Raw genomic sequence first — 17,038 nt, forward strand, 5'->3', positions numbered from 1 at the left:
CCGCGCCGTAGGACGGGGAAAACCGGCCGGTTGTTCCCCGGACAGGCAGCCACCAATATTAGTATCAAGTCCTAGTACCTTAATGTATAATGGCTGAAAGAACCGTCAGCTTATGGAGGCGATAGGAGATGGAGGACAGCAAACCTTGTCTGAACGCTGTGAGAGAGCTGCTGCTGCAGGAAATTTCAGTCCTGACCGAAGACGAGTTCAATGAGACCGCGGAAAACCATGCTTGGAGCATCGCTCAGATTTGCCAGCATTTGGTGAAGACGGAAATCCTGTTTCAAAAAGCTCTTGCATTCGGCCTGCGCCAAAAGCAGCAATCCCGGCCGCAGCGGCGGCCCATCGGAATCGTGTCCGATCGCTCCGTCAACTATCAAGCCCCCAAGGTTTCGGAGCCCGATGACGGTCCCTTTCAAATTCCGCAAATCATCCAGCAACTGAACGTCGCCAGGTCGGATTTTTTGGCCTTGCTGGATTCGGTCGAGGACAAATCCGTTTTGAAGGAAGCAGCCGTGCACCATCCCCGGTTCGGCGACTTGCCTTTGGATCAGTGGGTGGAGCTGCTGCATCTGCATGAGCGGCGGCATGCGGAACAAATCAAGGAGCTGAAATCGGTCCTGAAGCAGAACCTGGATCCATCGAGGCATTCCTCATAAAGGCCGCGGCAATGCAAAAAGGACGGCTCCGCAAGCAGAGCCGTCCATCGAATCAAGTTGTCGCCGGTCGCCTTCCACATTCGGCGCCGCCTTACTCCCGTCCCGCCCATCCGACGATCTTCAGGTCGGAATCCACGTATACGCCGATCGGCCCCTCCATGAGATCATTGTCCGTCGCGAAATCGACCCGGCATACGGCTTTCTCGACCGTCGGCGTGACAGGAGCCTCCTTCCAGCTGCGGACGGCCGTCAGCTTGTCCGTCTCCGGCACGGCGTTCCAGGCGGCCAGCCGGATCTCTTCCGGCTTCAGACAGGCTCCTTCCATAAGCGGCGCTTCCTCGATGTAGATGATTGCCGGCCGGGACATGAACATGCTGTCTGCTCCGCAGCCGGCCGCAGCCGCCACGGCTACCAGGGCTGCGGCAGCCCGGATGAAACGCTTCAGCAGCACGCCGCCATGGGAGCCTTCCCTATCCAAGGACTTCTTTGCCGTAGTTCCCGCCTCATCGCCGCTTCCCGCCATGGCATGAACTCCTTCCGAAATCCGATGATCGCCCCAGGAGCTCCCGCCATCCTCCCATAAAGCATGTCCTTGATTTTCCCATATTCTAACACAAGCAAGCATCCTTGTATGCGCTTCCTTTCAAGAAAGGATTGATGCGGCCGGAGCGGAGTTCAGAACAGCCCGCTGAGCGGGAATGCCAAAAAACCTTGAAAGCCCGGAGGCTATCAAGGTTCGGCTCAAGGTTCTACAGCACTTTGGAAAGGAATTCGCGCGTGCGCTCATGCTGCGGTGCCGCAAACACCTCGCGGGGATTGCCTTCCTCTACGATATAACCGCCGTCCATGAAGATCAGGCGGTCGGCGACTTCGCGGGCAAAGCCCATCTCATGGGTGACGATGATCATCGTCATGCCCTGCTGGGCGAGCTTCTTCATGACGTCGAGCACCTCGCCGACCATCTCGGGATCCAGCGCGGAGGTCGGCTCGTCGAAGAGCATGACATCCGGCTGCATGGCGAGCGCGCGAGCAATGGCGATGCGCTGCTTCTGACCGCCGGACAGGCTGTCGGGACGGGCATCGCGCTTGTCCTCGAGGCCGACCGTGCGCAGCAGCTCCAGCGCGATCTTCTCGGCTTCATCCTTGCCAAGCCCCTTCACCTTGCGCGGAGACACGGTCAGGTTGTCCAGAACCGACATATGCGGGAACAGGTTGAAGTGCTGGAACACCATGCCCATCTTCTGGCGGATGGAGTTCAGATCCTTCTGGGCGCCTGTCACATCGCGGCCCTCGAAGCGGATCATGCCGCCCGTCGGCTCCTCGAGCCGGTTCAGGCAGCGCAGGAACGTGCTCTTGCCGGAGCCGCTCGGTCCGATGACGGCTACGACCTCGCCTTTGCTGATGGTCGAGCTGATGCCTTTAAGCACCTCGTTCTTGCCGAACGACTTGCGGAGCTCTTGAATTTCGATCATCGCTGGCCCATCCTCCTCTCAAGCAAGATAAGCAGGCGTGACAGCGTGAAGGTCATGATGAAGTAGATGCCGCCTGCGACCAAAAGCGGCTCGAACGAGCGGAACGTCACGCCCTGGATCGTCCGGGCGTTGTACAGCAGCTCGGCGAGGCCGACGACCGAAATCAGCGAGGAATCCTTGATGATGACGATAAGCTCGTTGCCGATGGCCGGCAGCATGTTGCGGAAAGCCTGCGGCAGCACGATGAGACGCATCGTCATGCCGCGGGACATCCCGAGGGAGCGGGCCGCTTCGGTCTGCCCTTTGTCGATGGCCTGGATGCCCGCCCTGAACACTTCCGCCATATAAGCGGCGCTGTTGATCGTCAAGGCGACGACGCCCGCGACGAACGCCGGCAGGTTGATGCCGACCGTAGGCAGCGCGTAGTAGATGATCAGAATCTGCACGAGCATCGGGGTTCCGCGGATGATCTCGATGTACGTTACCGCCAGGAATTTGAGCGCCCAGATCCGGGAAAGGCGGACAAGGGCAAGCAAAACGCCGAAGAAAGTGCCGAACAGCACTCCCAAAACGGAAAGACGGAGCGTAAGCCAGGCTCCGTCCACAAAGTAAGACCAGTATCCGTTGAGTGCGGAAAAATCGAGATTCATTTTATTCGCACCATCCGTTCCTTATTTTCCGACCAGTTCATTCGCTTCGACGACGAAGCGGTCGATCTCTCCGCTTTCCTTCAGACGGTCGATCGTTTTGTTGATGGAATCGACAAGCTCCTGGTTACCTTTCTTGATGGCGATGGCGGAGCCCGCTTCGTCGGCGGACTGCTCGATCTTCACATTCGTAAGCGCGACCGTGTCCTGGGCTTTGACGTACTGGTCGGCGACCGGCTTCTCCAGAATCAGAGCGTCGACGCGGCCCGAATTCAGCTCCAGGATCAGCTCCGGAATCTTGGCGATCGAGGTCAGCTTGGCGCCTTCGATTTCCTTGGCGATTCCTTCTTGGATCGAACCTTTCTGGACGCCGATCTTTTTGCCCTTCAGATCGTCCAGCGTGTTGAAGCTGCCTTCGTTTCCTTTTTTGGCGAGCACGCCTTGGTCGGCCATATAATAGATCTTCGAGAAGTCGACGGCTTTGGCGCGCTCCTCGGTCGGCGTCATGCCCGAGATGACGAAATCGACCTTGTCCGTATTGAGCGACAGCAGCAGGCCGTCAAAGTCCATGTCCTTGATTTCCAGCTTCGCGTTCATATCCTTGGCGATTTCCTTGGCGATCTCGATGTCGAAGCCGACGATCGCGTCCTTGCCGTCAACCGTTTTGTGGAACTCATAGGGCGCGTAGTCCGCGCTCGTGCCGAGCACCAGCGTCTTCTGCTCCGTGCCCGCATTCGTATTCTCGGCTGCGCCCGTGTTCGCGGCACCGCCCGTATTGCTGTCGACATTGCCCTTCTGGCCGCATGCGGTCAGCACCAGCATGGCCGCAATCGCTACTGTCCAAACCTTCTTCATCATCATCTCTCCTGCCTCTATTTTATACGATGTGGAGCGGGCTGAAACCACTCCGATGGCTAGCAAAAGTAAATATGCGAAAAAACGAATAAATAATTACGAAAGCCAGTATAACACCGATAATAAGCAATCACAACGTTTCAAGCATAAGTTTCAAAATGATGCCATTTACGTCTTTTTTAAGATGAAGTTGTTTACTAATAAAGATATTTATTCATGTACGTTTGCTGTAAATGGTTAAAAGCAAGAAATGAACAAGGAAAGAACGGTTCGGAACCGTTCTTTCCCTCTTTCATTTCCATCCGTCAGGACGCGTGGAGCAGACGGCTGATGATGACGGCAGCCTGAGCGCGGTTGGCCTTGCCTTTCGGCTCGAATCCGCCGCCTCCCGTTCCCGTGAGGATTCCTTTTTCGCTGAGCAGAGCTACGGAGGAACGGGCATAGGAAGCGATCTTGCCGCTGTCCTTATAGGCTGCAAGCGCCGCAGACGAATCCGCCGCGACGATGCTGCCGGCCAGCTTGAGCGCGTTGGCCGCCATAATCGCCATTTCTTCCCGCGTGATGGCCCGGCCAGGCTCGAACTTGCCCTCGCCTGTGCCTTTGGCGATGCCTGCCGACACAGCCGCAGCGACAGCGTCGTAGTACCAGGCGTTCCGGCTGACGTCGCCGAACGACAGGCTCGCCGTCCCGCTCGGCAGGTTGAGCGCCCGCACGAGCATCGTCAGGAATTCGGCGCGGGTGACTTCCTTTTTAGGACCGAAGCTGCTTGCATCCAGTCCCTTGATGATGCCCTTGGCGTACAGCTCTGCGATCGCATCTCCCGCCCACGAGCCGACCGGCTCGAGATCGCGGAAGCTGTGAGCCGGCGCAGGCGTCGGCGTCGGAGAAGCCGATGGCTGAATCGACGGCGATGGCGCCGGTGTCGCGGATGGTGCAGGCGTTGCCGTAGGAGCCACGGTCGGCGCCGGCGTCCAAGGCGCAGCAGGCGTGGCCGGGATCTCTCCGTCTCCATCGTCCATGGAAGCGGCTGCCGCCGCAGGCGCCGCCGCGTAGATGGCATTGGCGAGCAGGCGGTATTGAGCCTGAGGATGCGCCTTGTTGGTCAGCTCGCCGGCGAAGACGGTCACGTTCAAGGCCTTGTCGGCCAGTTTGAAGCCCATGACCTTGCCTTTGGCAGCATCATGTCCAGGCCACCAGCCGGCAATGAAGAAGTCTTCCGCCGCGCTTGCCGAGGCCAGAATTTCGGCGCCTTCCGGAACGGATTTGATATAGGAACCGGACTGGGTGTACAGATAATCCTCGCTCTGATAAGGAGCGGAAATGACGCTGTCCTGGTTCAGGACCGCTTTGATGAGGCCTTCATGGGTGCTGCCCGTCGTCGCGAAATCGAATCCCGGAAGCAGTCCCGTCCCCTTCAGCGTGCTCATCGCCGATCTTCCATATGCGATGAAAGGCTTGCCGGCTTCGATGGAGGCCTTGCTGCCGGACGTATTGACGAGCACATCCGCTGCGGCCTGATCGGCCGCGATCTTGAAGCCGAGATCCTTGAGCGCGAATGCCGGAACCCCGGTTGCGGATACGGCTGCCGACTTCAGCAGCTTGCCGCTTGGGACGGAGCTCGCGGAATACCAAGGAACGGTGACCAGGGAATACTTGTCCTTGACGAGCTTGAGGTTCGCATACGAAACGAGGTAGTCGCCCTTCTCGTAATCCGGCCCTCCAGACGTAAGGAGCGTGACCGCCTTGCCGGCAGCCGTCAGCTCGTTGACCGCCCGGATCGCATCGTTGTTGGTGCTGCGGATGACATAATGGGCATAAGAGCCGTTGATCGCCGTGACGGGCTTGTCCGCCGCCGCGACCGCTTCCGTTCGGCCTGCGAATGCGTTCTCGGCGTAGACCGCGTAGCGGTCGAAACCTCTCATATAAGAGAAGCTCTGCACGATGTCGGCATACATTTCGCTGAAGTCGGACACATCGATTCCGTCGTACAGCACGAGATTGGCGAAGCTGCGCTTGGCTTGATGCATAGGAACGAGATAAGTGCCCTTAGGATAAGTTCTTCCTTCGATGGCGACGTAATCGGTCGTCTTCTCGACCTTGACGCTGTTGCGGATCAGGTAGTTGACCATGTTGACCGCTTCGAGCGCGTTTTTCTGGTTGGACCCGTCCACCGGAAGGACATAGTATTCCGGGAAGAAGCTTTTGCCCTCGACGCGCGGGCGGCCGATGGACTCATGCTTGGCATTGACCAGATACTTGTCGACAGCCGGGCTGTCCACGTTCCCGATGCCGCGCTTGTACACTTCCAGCTGGTTCAGGAACAGCTTCTGCTTGTTCGCCATGACGTAATCCGTCGAAGCAAGCGCGGTGTACAGCAATGCCGTCGTCGAATCCTCATTCAGCTCCGGAATCTCGATCGTATGGCCGAGAGCGCCCTGGTGCATGGCGAATACGGCTGTGTAAGCCGGCGAAGCATCGTCCCAGCCCGTCGCGTTGGCGATCGGCTTGTAGCTGGGGTCTGCGGCCGCTTTCTCGGCTTCCAGATAAGGGATGTGGTACACATCGTACTTCGTGTTGGCGACAGCGGCGCGGCCCATGGCATCGGCCTGCTCCACCATGCTGTCGATCAGCAGGTCGTAATCGATGTTCGGGTCATGGGGAGGCGTGCACGGCTCGATCAGGAACTGCCCGACGAACCCGTGGAAATCCAGGAACGACAGCGGCGACCACTTGGCGATCTCGCTGGCGACGATCTGCGTCTCCGGCTGCGTCTGGTACGAGTTGTCGCGGTTCAGGTCGAAGCCGTTCGCATTGGCCCTCGTATTGAGGTAGCGGCCATCCGGATTTTGTGTGTAGTTCAGCAGGAAGATGACATCATCCAGCGCATCCGCCACGTCGAAGCTCACTTGGCGCGCGGCGCCGGAGCTGTCGGTCGTGTCGTACCGGATCGTGTCCTTCTTGGTCATTTCCTCAAAGAAGTTCAGGATCGCATCCACGCCCGGCGCTTCATCCGGATGGATGTTGTTGATCCAGACCGGCACCTTGTAGTCCGTCAGCTTGCCGCTGCGGATCTTCTCCTGCAGCCCGGCGGGATCGTCGATCATGGCAGGCAGCGTCTCGTTCACATATTGGTCGACGGACGCCTTGTCCTTGGCCAGAATCGTGAAGTTGATGTCGCGGCCCTGGACGGACTTGCCGAGCACCCGGGTCTCGATGTAGCGGCCGCTCTTCGCGCCGGCCGTAATGCGGTCGATTTCCGGCTTGATTTCGTCATAAGTGCGGTAGGTGTCATAGACGTTCAGCTTGATCGGCGCCGAAGCGACTGCGCCGTCCGCGCCTGACACCATCAGCTCGTTGGTCCCGAGCAGCTTCGGATACAGCTGGCGGTACGGGCTGCCGGACACGTTGACGCGGTCATAGGGCAGGTCGAACGTGATCTTGGCGGTCAGATGGCGTCCGCTTACGACAGGCGCGCCTTCCAGATAAATGAAGGGAGCTCCGGAGTAATCGCCCTTCTGCGCGTTGTATTTCTTCCAGTCGCTCAGCGGCTTGCCTCCATAGGTCCAATTGAGATCAACGGCATCCGCCGCTGAAATTCCGGACGGAAGGGGCAGATCGACCGTAATCGTGCGCTTCTCGGTGATCGAGGCCTTGTCGCTGCTCAAGATCAGCTTCTTGGTCGGCTCCTCGATTTCCAGCAGCAGGCTCGTCAGCACGGATGCGAAGGTGCTCAGCCTTTCTTCGACCCTGCCGGGATACTGCTCGTTCAAGTACGTCAGCGTATCCTTGGCCGTATGCCAGATGGCTCCGTCCTTCTCGGTCTGGGTGTAGCCGTCCTTGTCGCCCAGCGCCCAGTTGGTCGCTTCCAGATAAGCGTAAGGAATGCCGGCGCTCTTGAACGGAGCATGGTCGCTCCAGTCGCCGGTCGTTCCGGCCGGATACTCCGGATTGTCTCCGTTCTGAGTCTGCAGGTTCAGCCCGAGCTTGCCGGCGATGGCAAGCGCCTGGTCGCGCACGAAGCCGCCCTTTCCGGCCGATCCGTAGACATACATGTTGTCTCCGGCCGCGAGGCTGTCCAGGTTGATCATCGCGACAGTATTGGCCTTGTCGGCCTCCGACATGGCGGCCGCATAGGCTTTGGAGCCTTGCAGGCCCGCTTCCTCGGAACCGAATGCGATGAACTTGATCGTATAAGGAACGGTCTGCTGCGATACCGCTTTAGCAGACTCAAGCATGACGGCGACGCCGGACGCATTGTCGTCCGCGCCGCGGCTAGGCGCCTTCACGGAATCGTAATGAGCGCCGACGATGATCGTGCGCGGAGATGCGCCATGCTTTTCGGCGACGACATTGTAGCTTTTGCCGCCGTTCTTGGCGTTGTACACGAACTCGGTGACGGTCGGGCTGTATCCCATGGCGGCGAACTCGTCCCGAATATAATCCCGCGCCTCGTTTTCTTTGGCGGAACCGGCCGGCCTCGTGCCGATCGTTTCCGTGAGATTGAGCATGTACCGGTACGCCTCGTACCCCGGCGCTCCCTGCACAAGAGATCCGTCAAGCGGAGCACTCGTTTCTACGGCAGTCGTTTGGACGGCCGCCGTCTCATAAGCGCCCGGCAGCGCGGCGGATGCCGCAGGAGTCAGCAGCGATGCAAGCATCGAACCGGCAATAACGGCAGACAACAGCTTTCTGTTCAGCTTCAAGCGGCTGGACAAAATTTCATTCCCCCTTATGTATGTATACAATATACTAAACACTGTATAACGTATGGTAGGAATTATAACATTGAGATCCTATTCTCTCAATCTATCTTTTTAATTATTACGATTTGATATATTTCTAGATAGCAACCGACTTATTCCGCGATTTTTCGTCATGAAATAAACCAAACCGCAACCAAACAGCCGATAAAACCAAGCCTTATGCAAAGGGCTGCTCTGTATAATCATGCAGCAGCCCGGATCGCAACCTTTTCGTCTATAAAATACGCTTGCCGAGCAAGGATGCCGCGAGCTCTACCGCCGCCCTGGCCGTCCGCCGCGCAGGATCCAGCACCGGATTCACCTCCACCAGCTCCAACGAAGTGACGATTCCGCTCTCCGCCAGCAGCTCCAGCGCATAGTGGGCTTCCCGGTAGCTCAGTCCTCCGGGAACCGGCGTCCCCACTCCCGGAGCCTGCAGCGGATCGAGGCAGTCCAGGTCGAAGCTGACGTGAACGCCGTCGGCATCCCTTCCGGCGGCGGCGATCGCTTGTTCCATGACCGCATGAATGCCCATCCGGTCGATCTCATGCATCGTGAAGCAAGTCATGCCGGACGAGCGGATGAACTCCTTTTCACCGGGATCCAGCTCCCTGACGCCGACGAGAACGACATTCCCGGGCCGGATCAGCGGCCCGGCTCCCGGAATGTCAGCCAGCGTGAAGGAGCCGTGTCCGACCGCCGCCGCCAGAGCCATGCCGTGCATGTTGCCCGAGGGTGTCGTGCCTTCGTGGTTCAGGTCCCCATGCGCATCAAACCAGATGACCCCGAGCTTGCCGTAATGGCCGCTGAGGCCGGCCAGCGTTCCGATGGCGACGCTGTGGTCTCCGCCGAGCACGAGCGGAAAAGCCCCCGAACTGACGCTGCGATATACCTTCTCTCCGACCAGGCCGGCCATCTCCGCCACTTCGGCCTTGTGCTTCATCAAGCATCCGGAAGGGGCCGGCTCCACGGCGTCTCCCGGCACGTCGACTTCCCATTCCTCCGCCAGCTCAAGCTCCATCGCCCTCAGCTGTCGCTTGAGTCCGGCCTCGATGATGCTCTCCGGTCCAAGCTCCGTGCCCGCACGGCCCCCGCCCAGCCAGAAAGGCACCCGAATCAGCTGGATCTTGCGCTGCCCGTTCCGCAGCCGTTCATTCATGCCGGTCGTCATGTCCATCATCGTTACCGTCTCCTTTGTGGTCGATGTCGGCTTCAAGCACTGCCGCCAGTCTTTCGAGCGCCCAGTCGAGCTCCTCCTCGGCAATGACGAGAGGCGGAGCAAGACGGATCGTCGTCTCATGCGTTTCCTTGCACAGCAGGCCCTTGGACATCAAGGCTTCGCAATACTTCCGCGCGGGACGGTCCAGCTCGATGCCGATGAACAGCCCCCGGCCGCGTATTTCCCGGATGCGGGGACTCCGGATCGCCTGCAGCCTTTCCAGCAGATAGGCTCCGAGACGCTCGGAACGCTCCGCCAGAGCTTCGTCCTCCAGCACGCCCAGCGCTGCGGAGGCGACCGCGCAGGCAAGCGGGTTGCCGCCGAACGTGGACCCGTGCGAGCCCGGCTCGAACACCCCGAGCACGCCTTCATCCGCCGCCACGGCCGAGATCGGCATGATGCCGCCGCCCAGCGCCTTGCCCAGCACGTACATGTCCGGCTCCACCTCTTCCCAATCGCAGGCGAAGCGCCTGCCGGTGCGTCCGAAGCCGGTCTGGATCTCGTCGGCGATCATGAGCACGCCTCGGCGGCTGCACAGCTCCCGGATTCCGCGCAGGTACCCATCCGGAGGAATGACGATTCCCGCCTCTCCCTGGATCGGCTCGATGAGCACGGCGGCGGTATGCTCCCCGACCGCCGCCTCCATCGCCTCCAGGTCGCCGTAAGGAACGAGCTTGAAGCCCGGCAGGAAGGGGCCGAATCCTCTCTTGTATTCCCCGCTCGAAGAGAAAGAGGTGATCGCGAGGGTTCTTCCATGGAAGTTGCCCGCGCAGACGATGATCTCCGCCTGATCCTCCGGGATTCCCTTGACGGTGTAGCCCCAGCGGCGGGCGGCCTTCAGCGCCGTCTCCACCGCCTCGGCGCCCGTATTCATGGCCAGGATTCTCGGCTTGCCCGTGAAGCCGGCAAGCTTGCCGTAGAACGCGGCCGCCGCGTCGTTGTGGAAGGCCCGGGAAGTCAGCGTCACCTTGGCGGCCTGGTCCTGCAGCGCCCCGATCAGCGCCGGATGCCGATGGCCATGGTTCAGGGCCGAATAAGCGCTCAGCATGTCCATGTAGCGCTCGCCTTCCGGGCTGTGCACCCAGACGCCGGAGGCCTTCTCGATGACGATGGGCAGAGGGTGGTAGTTGCGGGCGGCATGCCGCTCGGATAAAGCGATGGCTTCTGCGGATTGCATGTTTTTTCGCTCCTTTAATTGCATATTGTATTTTGTATACAATATGTCGGATAAAAAATCCCGGATGCGGAAAACATCCAGGCGCCCTGCCTCCACCCGGCCAAAAGAGAGCCGGACGGTTAAAACACGCTTCATTTGTATACAATATACAAGTATGGAAGCGCTTATCGCGTATGAAAGGAATAATAACATAGAAATTGGAATCCAACAATGATTTTCTTGATTAGCTGAATATATGTGCATAAACCGAACATGCAACTGTCATCATTATTCCTTTTATGCCCTTGATGAAGCTTAAAAGCGATGATAATATGTGTCATATGGAGTATTTATACAAATAAATTGCATATCCATGCACCGATAACGAGCAACGCTTCAATAGAGGAGTGAAGGCATGCAGCCGAAATACCAGTCCCTCAAGGATCATGTCTATGAGTACATCGCCCAGCGGATCCAGGAAGGAACGCTGCTTCCCGGCTCCAAGATCAACGAGGCCGAAATCTGCAAGAAGCTGGACATCAGCAGGACGCCTACCCGCGAGGCTTTGTTCCGGCTCAGCTCGGACAACCTGCTCGACTACCTGCCTCGACGGGGCTTCACCGTCAAAGCCTTCGACCAGAAAAAAAAGGAGGACTACTCCCTCCTGATCGCGACGCTGGATTCGCTGGCCGCTACGCTGGCGGTCGATATCTTGAGCGACAAGGACCTTGAGGCGCTCGACGATCTGGTCGCGGCGATCCAGGACGATCTGGATGCCTATGACTTCAGCCGTTACTATGAGCATCAGGCGCAGTTCCACGAGTACTATCTCCGCAGATGCGGCAACTCCACCTTGATCGAGATGCTGGATTCGCTCAAGAACGGATTCCTCCGCCAATCCTATGCCAGCGAGGACAAGGAAAGACTGGCCGCCCTCCTGCAGGAGATCAACGGCGAGCACCGCCAGATCGCCGAGCTGTTCCGCAGCCGCGACACGGAGAAGCTGGAGCAGGCGGTGCGCCTCCATTGGCGCATCATCGATTCCGACATGCTGTAGGGGGATGCGCCGGACAAAACAAAGAGGCTGCCTCAGTCATGTTCATGACTTGCGGGACAGCCTCTTTGTTTTGCCTCTGCGAACGGCTGCGGGCAGCCGTGTCGCACACGGCGGCATCAGCTCCACGGAAGCACGTAGAGCAGAATCGCGAAGAAATGCACGGCCGAGCCGGCCAGCACGAACAGATGCCATACCGCGTGATGGTACGGGAACCCCCGCCATACATAGAAGACCGTGCCGACCGTGTAGAGCAGTCCGCCGGCAATGAGCAGGGTGACGCCGCCGGGAGCGAGGTGAGCCGTGAGAGGACCCCAGGCAAATACGATCAGCCATCCCATCGCGATGTACAGGATCGTCGAGGTGAACAGGAACTTCGTCACGAAAAACGATTTGAACAGCACGCCGAATACCGTGATCCCCCAGATGACGCCGAACAGCGTCCATCCCAGCTTGCCGCCGACCATGTGGAACAGCAGAGGCGTGTAAGTGCCCGCGATGAACACGTAGATGAAGGAGTGGTCCAGCACCTCCATCACCTGCTTGGCCCGGCCCTCCCGGAAGCTGTGCACCAGCGTCGAAGCCGCATACAGCAGCAGCATCGCCACTCCGTAGATCGTGAAGCTGACGACATGCAGCGCCGTTCCCTTCTCTGCCGCGAACACGATGAGCAGCACGAGTGCCGCGACGCTCAGCGCCGTGCCGATTCCATGCGTGACCGCATTGGCCACTTCCTCGCGCCGCGTATACGTATACGTATTTGCCATGAAGCCCTTCCTCCTTCCTCATTCCCTATCCTATGGAATCGCTTGCTGGGCGGTTACACCTTCTCGTTGGAATAAGCTACCCTGGAATCCACCTCGAATACCGCTTCCTGCATCGCCGGATCGTACACATATGAAGGCTTGTCCAGGTCGTACAGCCAGAACTTGCGGATAAGTCCGGAAGAATCGTCGCTTACAAAGTGGAAGAAGTTCAGCTGGTCGATGTTGTCTCCGATATAGGACGCGTCGGCAGCGGCCAGGTTGGACACCGTGATGATCCATCCCCTGCCGCCCTCCTCCACCTGGAACGCAAGGGAATGCGCCCCTGTATCGAGAAGTGTCCGGCCGATGACCAGCTTGATCAGAAGCCGCCCGCTCATGCCGGATCGCCTCCCTTGCCGACGGGCGCCATGTCGATCAGCAGCAGCCGCGTCCCGTCCGGGCCCGCCTTCAGCTCCAGCTTGTCGAGGGCCGAAGCCCGGAGCATATCGCCTTGGGCCAGCTCGCCGCCGACGCCTTCCGCGGTAACGCTGCCGTCCAGCACGAACAGTGCCAGCAGGCGCTCTTCGCGCGTGTAGTGGATGATGCCCTGGCCGCCGCCGAGCCCGCTCAGATACAGGTTCACATCCTGATGGATGCCCGCAGCGCCCGGTCCGGCCGCATCCCTGGAGACGATCGGCAGCAGCTGTCCATGAATGGACTTCGGATCGAAAAAGCTCGTCTCGTAGGACGGCTCCAGTCTCCTGGTCTCAGGAGTGAACCAGATCTGCAGGAAATGGACCGGCTCGTCCGGGTCGGGATTGACCTCCGAATGCACGATGCCTGTCCCGGCCGTCATGCGCTGAACGCCGCCGTAGGTCGTCTCGGCGCTGCCGCCCGAGCTGTCTTCGTGCTTCAGCCTGCCGCTGAGGACGATGGACACGATCTCCATCTCGCGATGCGGATGGGCGCCGAAGCCTCTGCCGCCGGCGACGATATCTTCGTTGAACACGACCATGGAGCCGAAGCTGCGGTTGCTCTCTTCATAATAATCCCCGAAGCTGAAGCTCTGGCTGCTCTTCAGCCACTCGTTCTCGCGATGGGAACGGTCCGCGTTGCGGCGAATCTCGTACATGGGCTTGCCCCTTCCTCTAATCGAAATATATTTACTTACCTTTTTGCAGTTTAACGGAAGGCAGATCGCCTTTCAACCAGTCCGCCACGGCGCTGATCGTCTTGTCGAGATTGCTGCGGGAGTCTCCGTCCACATAGGGAAGCTGGTGGCGAAAATAGTTCGTATGCCCGCCGATGACCGGCAGCCCCTTCACATAACCCGGCGCGTAGCGCATCCGGTTCCAGGCCGGAATTCCGCCAGGCAGCCGCAGCCAGCCTCCCCAGCTCCCGAGCCGCGTGACGGGATCGTCCGGCCGGCCTCTGCCGTCGAGCGCGTAGAAATACGCGCTGCTCTCCTGCAGCTCATCCGGAACCGGCACCCGGGGAGAGCCGATCTGGACGACCCGGATGTCATCCGCCGGAATGCCTTGCTCCAGCAGCAGCCGCGCGGCCCGGCATGCCGCGACTCCTCCGCCGCTGTGGCCGAGCAGCAGCACCGGCCCGCCCGCATAGGAGCGCCCGAGATCGCGGATCATAGCGCGGGCTCCGATCCGGCTCGGGAACAGCAGCCGGGTCAGATCCGACCGGACCTCCCATACTTGCCGCCACAGCTTGCGGGAATAATCGCCATAGGGAAACAGAACCTCCATGGACACCTCCGTGCCCTGCTCGCCAAAGAGCCGATCCAGCATGCGCCTGCATTCCTGAAACGTGGAAGGATAAGTCGCGACGCCGGCGACCAGATAGACCGTCAACTTGGAAGGCTGCCAAAACGCCACGTCAAATCGCCTCCTCTAGAGTTAAATTGTAGCATTAACCGGGGAAGCAGCGCCAATACGTCTGCGGCTGCAACTTGGGTGAAGCCCGAAATCACCGTGTCCAGCCGCGGATGCGGAGGCTTCGGCCCGGCCGGCCCTAGTGTCGCCGGCAAGGAATTTCTGCGGATGAAACGGCGCTGGAAGGCCATACTTTAACTACCACTTCAGGAATCGGGCGGAGGTTGCGTGCCATGATTGTTATCAAGAATGTCAACAAGAAGTACGACGACGGCTTCCATGCCCTCAAAGATATCAACCTCGAATTCCGCAAAGGCGAAATGACCGTCCTCATCGGACCGAGCGGCTGCGGGAAATCGACCACGATGCGGCTCATCAACCGCCTTGTCGCTCCGACCAGCGGCTCCATCACGATCGACGGCAAGGACATCGCCTCGATCGATCCCGTGGAGCTGCGCCGCAGCATCGGCTACGTCATCCAAAGCGTAGGGCTGTTCCCTCATATGACGATCGCGCGCAATGTAGCCACCGTTCCCCGCCTCAAGCATTGGAACAAGGATCGGATCGCGAGCCGCGTCGACGAGCTGCTGGAGATGGTCGGCCTTAATCCCGACCAATACCGGGACCGCTATCCTTCGGAGCTGAGCGGCGGCCAGCAGCAGCGGGTCGGAGTCATCCGCGCGCTGGCGGCCGATCCGGACGTCATCCTCATGGACGAGCCGTTCAGCGCCCTCGACCCGCTCAGCCGCGAGCAGCTCCAGGAAGACATGGCGCGGCTCCAGCAGGAGCTGCACAAAACGATCATCTTCGTCACGCACGACATGGACGAAGCGCTCAAGATCGCCGACCGCATCGTCCTCATGAAGGACGGAGAAGTCGTGCAAAGCGATACGCCGGATCGGATCCTCCGCCGGCCGGCCAACGACTTCGTGCGCACCTTCATCGGGCAGAAGCGTCTGGATGCGGGTGTCGGACAGGAAGAAGCGCTGCAGCTTGAAGGCGCGAACGCTGCGATCGATTCCCCTTCCGCTTCCGTCAACGACGTCATGGTCACCCAGCCGGCCGTCACGTATCCGAACCGCGGATTGGCCGAGGCGATTCTGACGATGGAGCGGCGCAAGGTCGATTCCCTTTACGTCGTGGACCGCCAGCGGCGCCTGCTCGGCAGCGTGTCGATCTACAACGTTCTGGACCGGTACGGCGAAGAGGAGAAGACCGTGTCCGACGTCATGATGCCCGTGCGCTACGTCGTCCAGTCCGGCACTCCGCTGGCGCAGGCCGTCGAGCTGCTCGCCAGCCACCGGCTGCATAACGTCGCTGTCGTGGACGAGGGCGGACGCTTCATCGGACTCATTACCCGCGGCAGCGTCGTCCGCCACTTGGCGGAGCTGCTGCCGTCGCTCGGCGATGGAAGCGACGGGGAGCGGGACGGGGATACCGGAACGAGAGGTTACGGCGGTTCCGCTGCGGACGGCGGCGCCGGTTCCGACGGACCCGGAGCTCGCGGCGATTCGGAGAGCGACATGGAAGACCCAGGAGTCCGCGGCAGTGCGGAGAGGGACATGGATGATCCAGGAGCCCGCGGCAATGCGGAGTGGGACAGCCGCAGCCGCCGCCAAGAAAGCTTGGGCGAAGCCAAAGATAAAGGTAGAGGGACGACGCCGGAGCGTTCGGATGACGAAGGGAAGGATCCTTCATGAGCGGTTTCTTTGCTTTTGTCCGGGACCGCTTTCCCGACATCCTGACCGCGCTGCGCGAGCATCTGGGCATCTCGCTCGCCGCCGTGCTGCTTGGCTGCGCCATCTCACTGCCGCTCGGCGTGCTGCTCGTCTACAACCGAATTCGCTGGCTGAACAGCGCTGTGTTCTTCGCAGCCAACCTGCTGCAGACGATTCCGAGCCTAGCGCTGCTCGCCATCCTGATTCCGCTCATGGGCATCGGCGTCAAGCCGGCGGTGCTGGCGCTGCTGCTCTACTCCATCATGCCGGTGCTCCGCAATACCTATGAAGGCTTCCGCAGCGTCGATCCCCATGTGCTGGAATCGGCGCGCGGCATGGGCTATTCGTCCGCTCAGCGGCTGCTGCGCGTCCAGCTTCCGCTGGCCGTGCCGTACATCATGTCCGGCATCCGGCTGACGACCGTCTACGTCATCAGCTGGGCCACTCTCGCGACCTTGATCGGAGCCGGCGGCCTCGGCCAGCTCATCGTCTCCGGCATGGGCGTCAACCAGCCCTATCTCATCATCGCCGGTGCGCTCGGTGCGATCGCTCTGTCGCTGATAGCCGATCTGCTGCTCGGCTGGATCGAAGGCGCCCTGACCCGCCGCTTCGGCTTGAGGGGAGGCGCAGCCGCGTGAGGAGCAGATATCGGACAGTCATGTCCGCGGATTGGATGGCGCGCCTTGCGGCAATAAGCCGGCCAAAGGATTGGTCCGAGTTCTTGAAAGCGATGAGGCAGGCGGCGGATCGGTCCGCGTTCCTGAAGGCGATGAGGCAGGCGGCGGATCGGTCCGCGTTCCTGAAGGCGATGAGGCGGGCGGCGGATCGGTCCGCGTTCCTGAAGGCGGCAAGCCGGCCGGAGAAGCCGGAATGCTCCGGAAGGG

At 60.1% G+C, this 17,038-nt stretch carries 14 protein-coding genes and 1 pseudogene; 4 read left to right on the plus strand and 11 right to left on the minus strand.

Annotated elements, in window-relative coordinates:
• The first annotated feature begins 128 nt into the window (after positions 1–128).
• Positions 129–659 carry a DinB family protein gene (locus CIC07_RS20115; RefSeq protein ID WP_076353518.1) on the plus strand — a complete coding sequence of 177 codons (531 nt, stop codon included), beginning with the start codon at positions 129–131 and terminating at the stop codon, positions 657–659.
• 91 nt (positions 660–750) lie between these two features.
• Here the strand turns inward: CIC07_RS20115 and CIC07_RS20120 are convergent, their stop codons facing one another.
• The 7 genes from CIC07_RS20120 to CIC07_RS20150 all read right to left on the minus strand — a co-directional run bounded on the left by CIC07_RS20120 (position 751) and on the right by CIC07_RS20150 (position 10,771).
• Positions 751–1,182, minus strand: coding sequence for a hypothetical protein (locus tag CIC07_RS20120; protein ID WP_076353516.1), 432 nt, complete (start codon positions 1,180–1,182; stop codon positions 751–753).
• 226 nt (positions 1,183–1,408) lie between these two features.
• A complete protein-coding gene (locus CIC07_RS20125) occupies positions 1,409–2,131 on the minus strand; it encodes an amino acid ABC transporter ATP-binding protein (protein ID WP_076353514.1) in 723 nt (240 codons plus the stop codon).
• Positions 2,128–2,781, minus strand: a complete 654-nt coding sequence (locus tag CIC07_RS20130) for an amino acid ABC transporter permease (RefSeq protein WP_076353512.1) — start codon at positions 2,779–2,781, stop codon at positions 2,128–2,130. Before CIC07_RS20130 ends, CIC07_RS20125 begins: the two co-directional genes overlap by 4 nt.
• Positions 2,782–2,802: 21 nt before the next feature.
• Positions 2,803–3,633 carry an ABC transporter substrate-binding protein gene (locus CIC07_RS20135; protein ID WP_076353510.1) on the minus strand — a complete coding sequence of 277 codons (831 nt, stop codon included), beginning with the start codon at positions 3,631–3,633 and terminating at the stop codon, positions 2,803–2,805.
• 305 nt (positions 3,634–3,938) lie between these two features.
• Positions 3,939–8,348 (minus strand): M20/M25/M40 family metallo-hydrolase, encoded by a 4,410-nt coding sequence (locus CIC07_RS20140; protein WP_076353508.1) that lies wholly within the window; start codon positions 8,346–8,348, stop codon positions 3,939–3,941.
• A 262-nt stretch (positions 8,349–8,610) separates the two neighbouring features.
• Entirely contained in the window at positions 8,611–9,555 is a 945-nt protein-coding gene (gene rocF, locus CIC07_RS20145) for an arginase (protein ID WP_234992854.1), read from the minus strand.
• On the minus strand, positions 9,527–10,771 hold the full coding sequence (locus CIC07_RS20150; RefSeq protein WP_076353506.1) for an ornithine--oxo-acid transaminase: 1,245 nt from the start codon (positions 10,769–10,771) through the stop codon (positions 9,527–9,529). The genes rocF and CIC07_RS20150 overlap by 29 nt, the downstream gene beginning before the upstream one ends.
• Positions 10,772–11,165: 394 nt before the next feature.
• Here CIC07_RS20150 and CIC07_RS20155 point away from each other — a divergent pair, with 394 nt between their 5' ends.
• The gene (locus CIC07_RS20155; protein WP_076353504.1) at positions 11,166–11,807 is read left to right on the plus strand and encodes a GntR family transcriptional regulator; all 642 of its coding nucleotides are present in this window, start codon (positions 11,166–11,168) and stop codon (positions 11,805–11,807) included.
• A gap of 116 nt (positions 11,808–11,923) precedes the next feature.
• On the opposite strand, the gene trhA is transcribed toward CIC07_RS20155, so the two are convergent.
• The 4 genes from trhA to CIC07_RS20175 are packed head-to-tail and all read right to left on the minus strand — an operon-like array spanning position 11,924 to position 14,439.
• The gene (gene trhA, locus CIC07_RS20160) at positions 11,924–12,571 is read right to left on the minus strand and encodes a PAQR family membrane homeostasis protein TrhA (protein ID WP_076353502.1); all 648 of its coding nucleotides are present in this window, start codon (positions 12,569–12,571) and stop codon (positions 11,924–11,926) included.
• Positions 12,572–12,624: 53 nt separating this feature from the next.
• Complete coding sequence (locus CIC07_RS20165; RefSeq protein ID WP_076353500.1) at positions 12,625–12,948, minus strand: hypothetical protein; 324 nt, start codon at positions 12,946–12,948, stop codon at positions 12,625–12,627.
• Positions 12,945–13,682, minus strand: a complete 738-nt coding sequence (locus CIC07_RS20170; RefSeq protein ID WP_076353498.1) for a pirin family protein — start codon at positions 13,680–13,682, stop codon at positions 12,945–12,947. The genes CIC07_RS20165 and CIC07_RS20170 overlap by 4 nt, the downstream gene beginning before the upstream one ends.
• A 31-nt stretch (positions 13,683–13,713) precedes the next feature.
• Positions 13,714–14,439 carry an alpha/beta hydrolase family protein gene (locus CIC07_RS20175; RefSeq protein WP_076353496.1) on the minus strand — a complete coding sequence of 242 codons (726 nt, stop codon included), beginning with the start codon at positions 14,437–14,439 and terminating at the stop codon, positions 13,714–13,716.
• 230 nt (positions 14,440–14,669) lie between these two features.
• On the opposite strand from CIC07_RS20175, the pseudogene CIC07_RS20180 reads away from it, so the two are divergent.
• Positions 14,670–15,839 (plus strand): annotated as a pseudogene (locus tag CIC07_RS20180) (betaine/proline/choline family ABC transporter ATP-binding protein); the annotation flags it as partial.
• A 293-nt stretch (positions 15,840–16,132) separates the two neighbouring features.
• On the plus strand, positions 16,133–16,792 hold the full coding sequence (locus tag CIC07_RS20185) for an ABC transporter permease (RefSeq protein ID WP_076353492.1): 660 nt from the start codon (positions 16,133–16,135) through the stop codon (positions 16,790–16,792).
• Positions 16,793–17,038 lie beyond the last annotated feature (246 nt).

The sequence above is a fragment of the Paenibacillus sp. RUD330 genome (assembly GCF_002243345.2).
Taxonomy (GTDB): Bacteria; Bacillota; Bacilli; order Paenibacillales; family Paenibacillaceae; genus Paenibacillus_O.

Coding starts and splice junctions, on each gene's coding strand:
- CIC07_RS20155 (WP_076353504.1), top strand. CDS start 11,166: ATGCAGCCGAAATACCAGTCCCTCAAGGATCATGTCTATGAGTACATC.
- CIC07_RS20170 (WP_076353498.1), bottom strand. CDS start 13,682: ATGTACGAGATTCGCCGCAACGCGGACCGTTCCCATCGCGAGAACGAG.
- CIC07_RS20120 (WP_076353516.1), bottom strand. CDS start 1,182: ATGGCGGGAAGCGGCGATGAGGCGGGAACTACGGCAAAGAAGTCCTTG.
- CIC07_RS20125 (WP_076353514.1), bottom strand. CDS start 2,131: ATGATCGAAATTCAAGAGCTCCGCAAGTCGTTCGGCAAGAACGAGGTG.
- CIC07_RS20185 (WP_076353492.1), top strand. CDS start 16,133: ATGAGCGGTTTCTTTGCTTTTGTCCGGGACCGCTTTCCCGACATCCTG.
- trhA (WP_076353502.1), bottom strand. CDS start 12,571: ATGGCAAATACGTATACGTATACGCGGCGCGAGGAAGTGGCCAATGCG.
- CIC07_RS20150 (WP_076353506.1), bottom strand. CDS start 10,771: ATGCAATCCGCAGAAGCCATCGCTTTATCCGAGCGGCATGCCGCCCGC.
- CIC07_RS20135 (WP_076353510.1), bottom strand. CDS start 3,633: ATGAAGAAGGTTTGGACAGTAGCGATTGCGGCCATGCTGGTGCTGACC.
- rocF (WP_234992854.1), bottom strand. CDS start 9,555: ATGATGGACATGACGACCGGCATGAATGAACGGCTGCGGAACGGGCAG.
- CIC07_RS20115 (WP_076353518.1), top strand. CDS start 129: ATGGAGGACAGCAAACCTTGTCTGAACGCTGTGAGAGAGCTGCTGCTG.
- CIC07_RS20165 (WP_076353500.1), bottom strand. CDS start 12,948: ATGAGCGGGCGGCTTCTGATCAAGCTGGTCATCGGCCGGACACTTCTC.
- CIC07_RS20130 (WP_076353512.1), bottom strand. CDS start 2,781: ATGAATCTCGATTTTTCCGCACTCAACGGATACTGGTCTTACTTTGTG.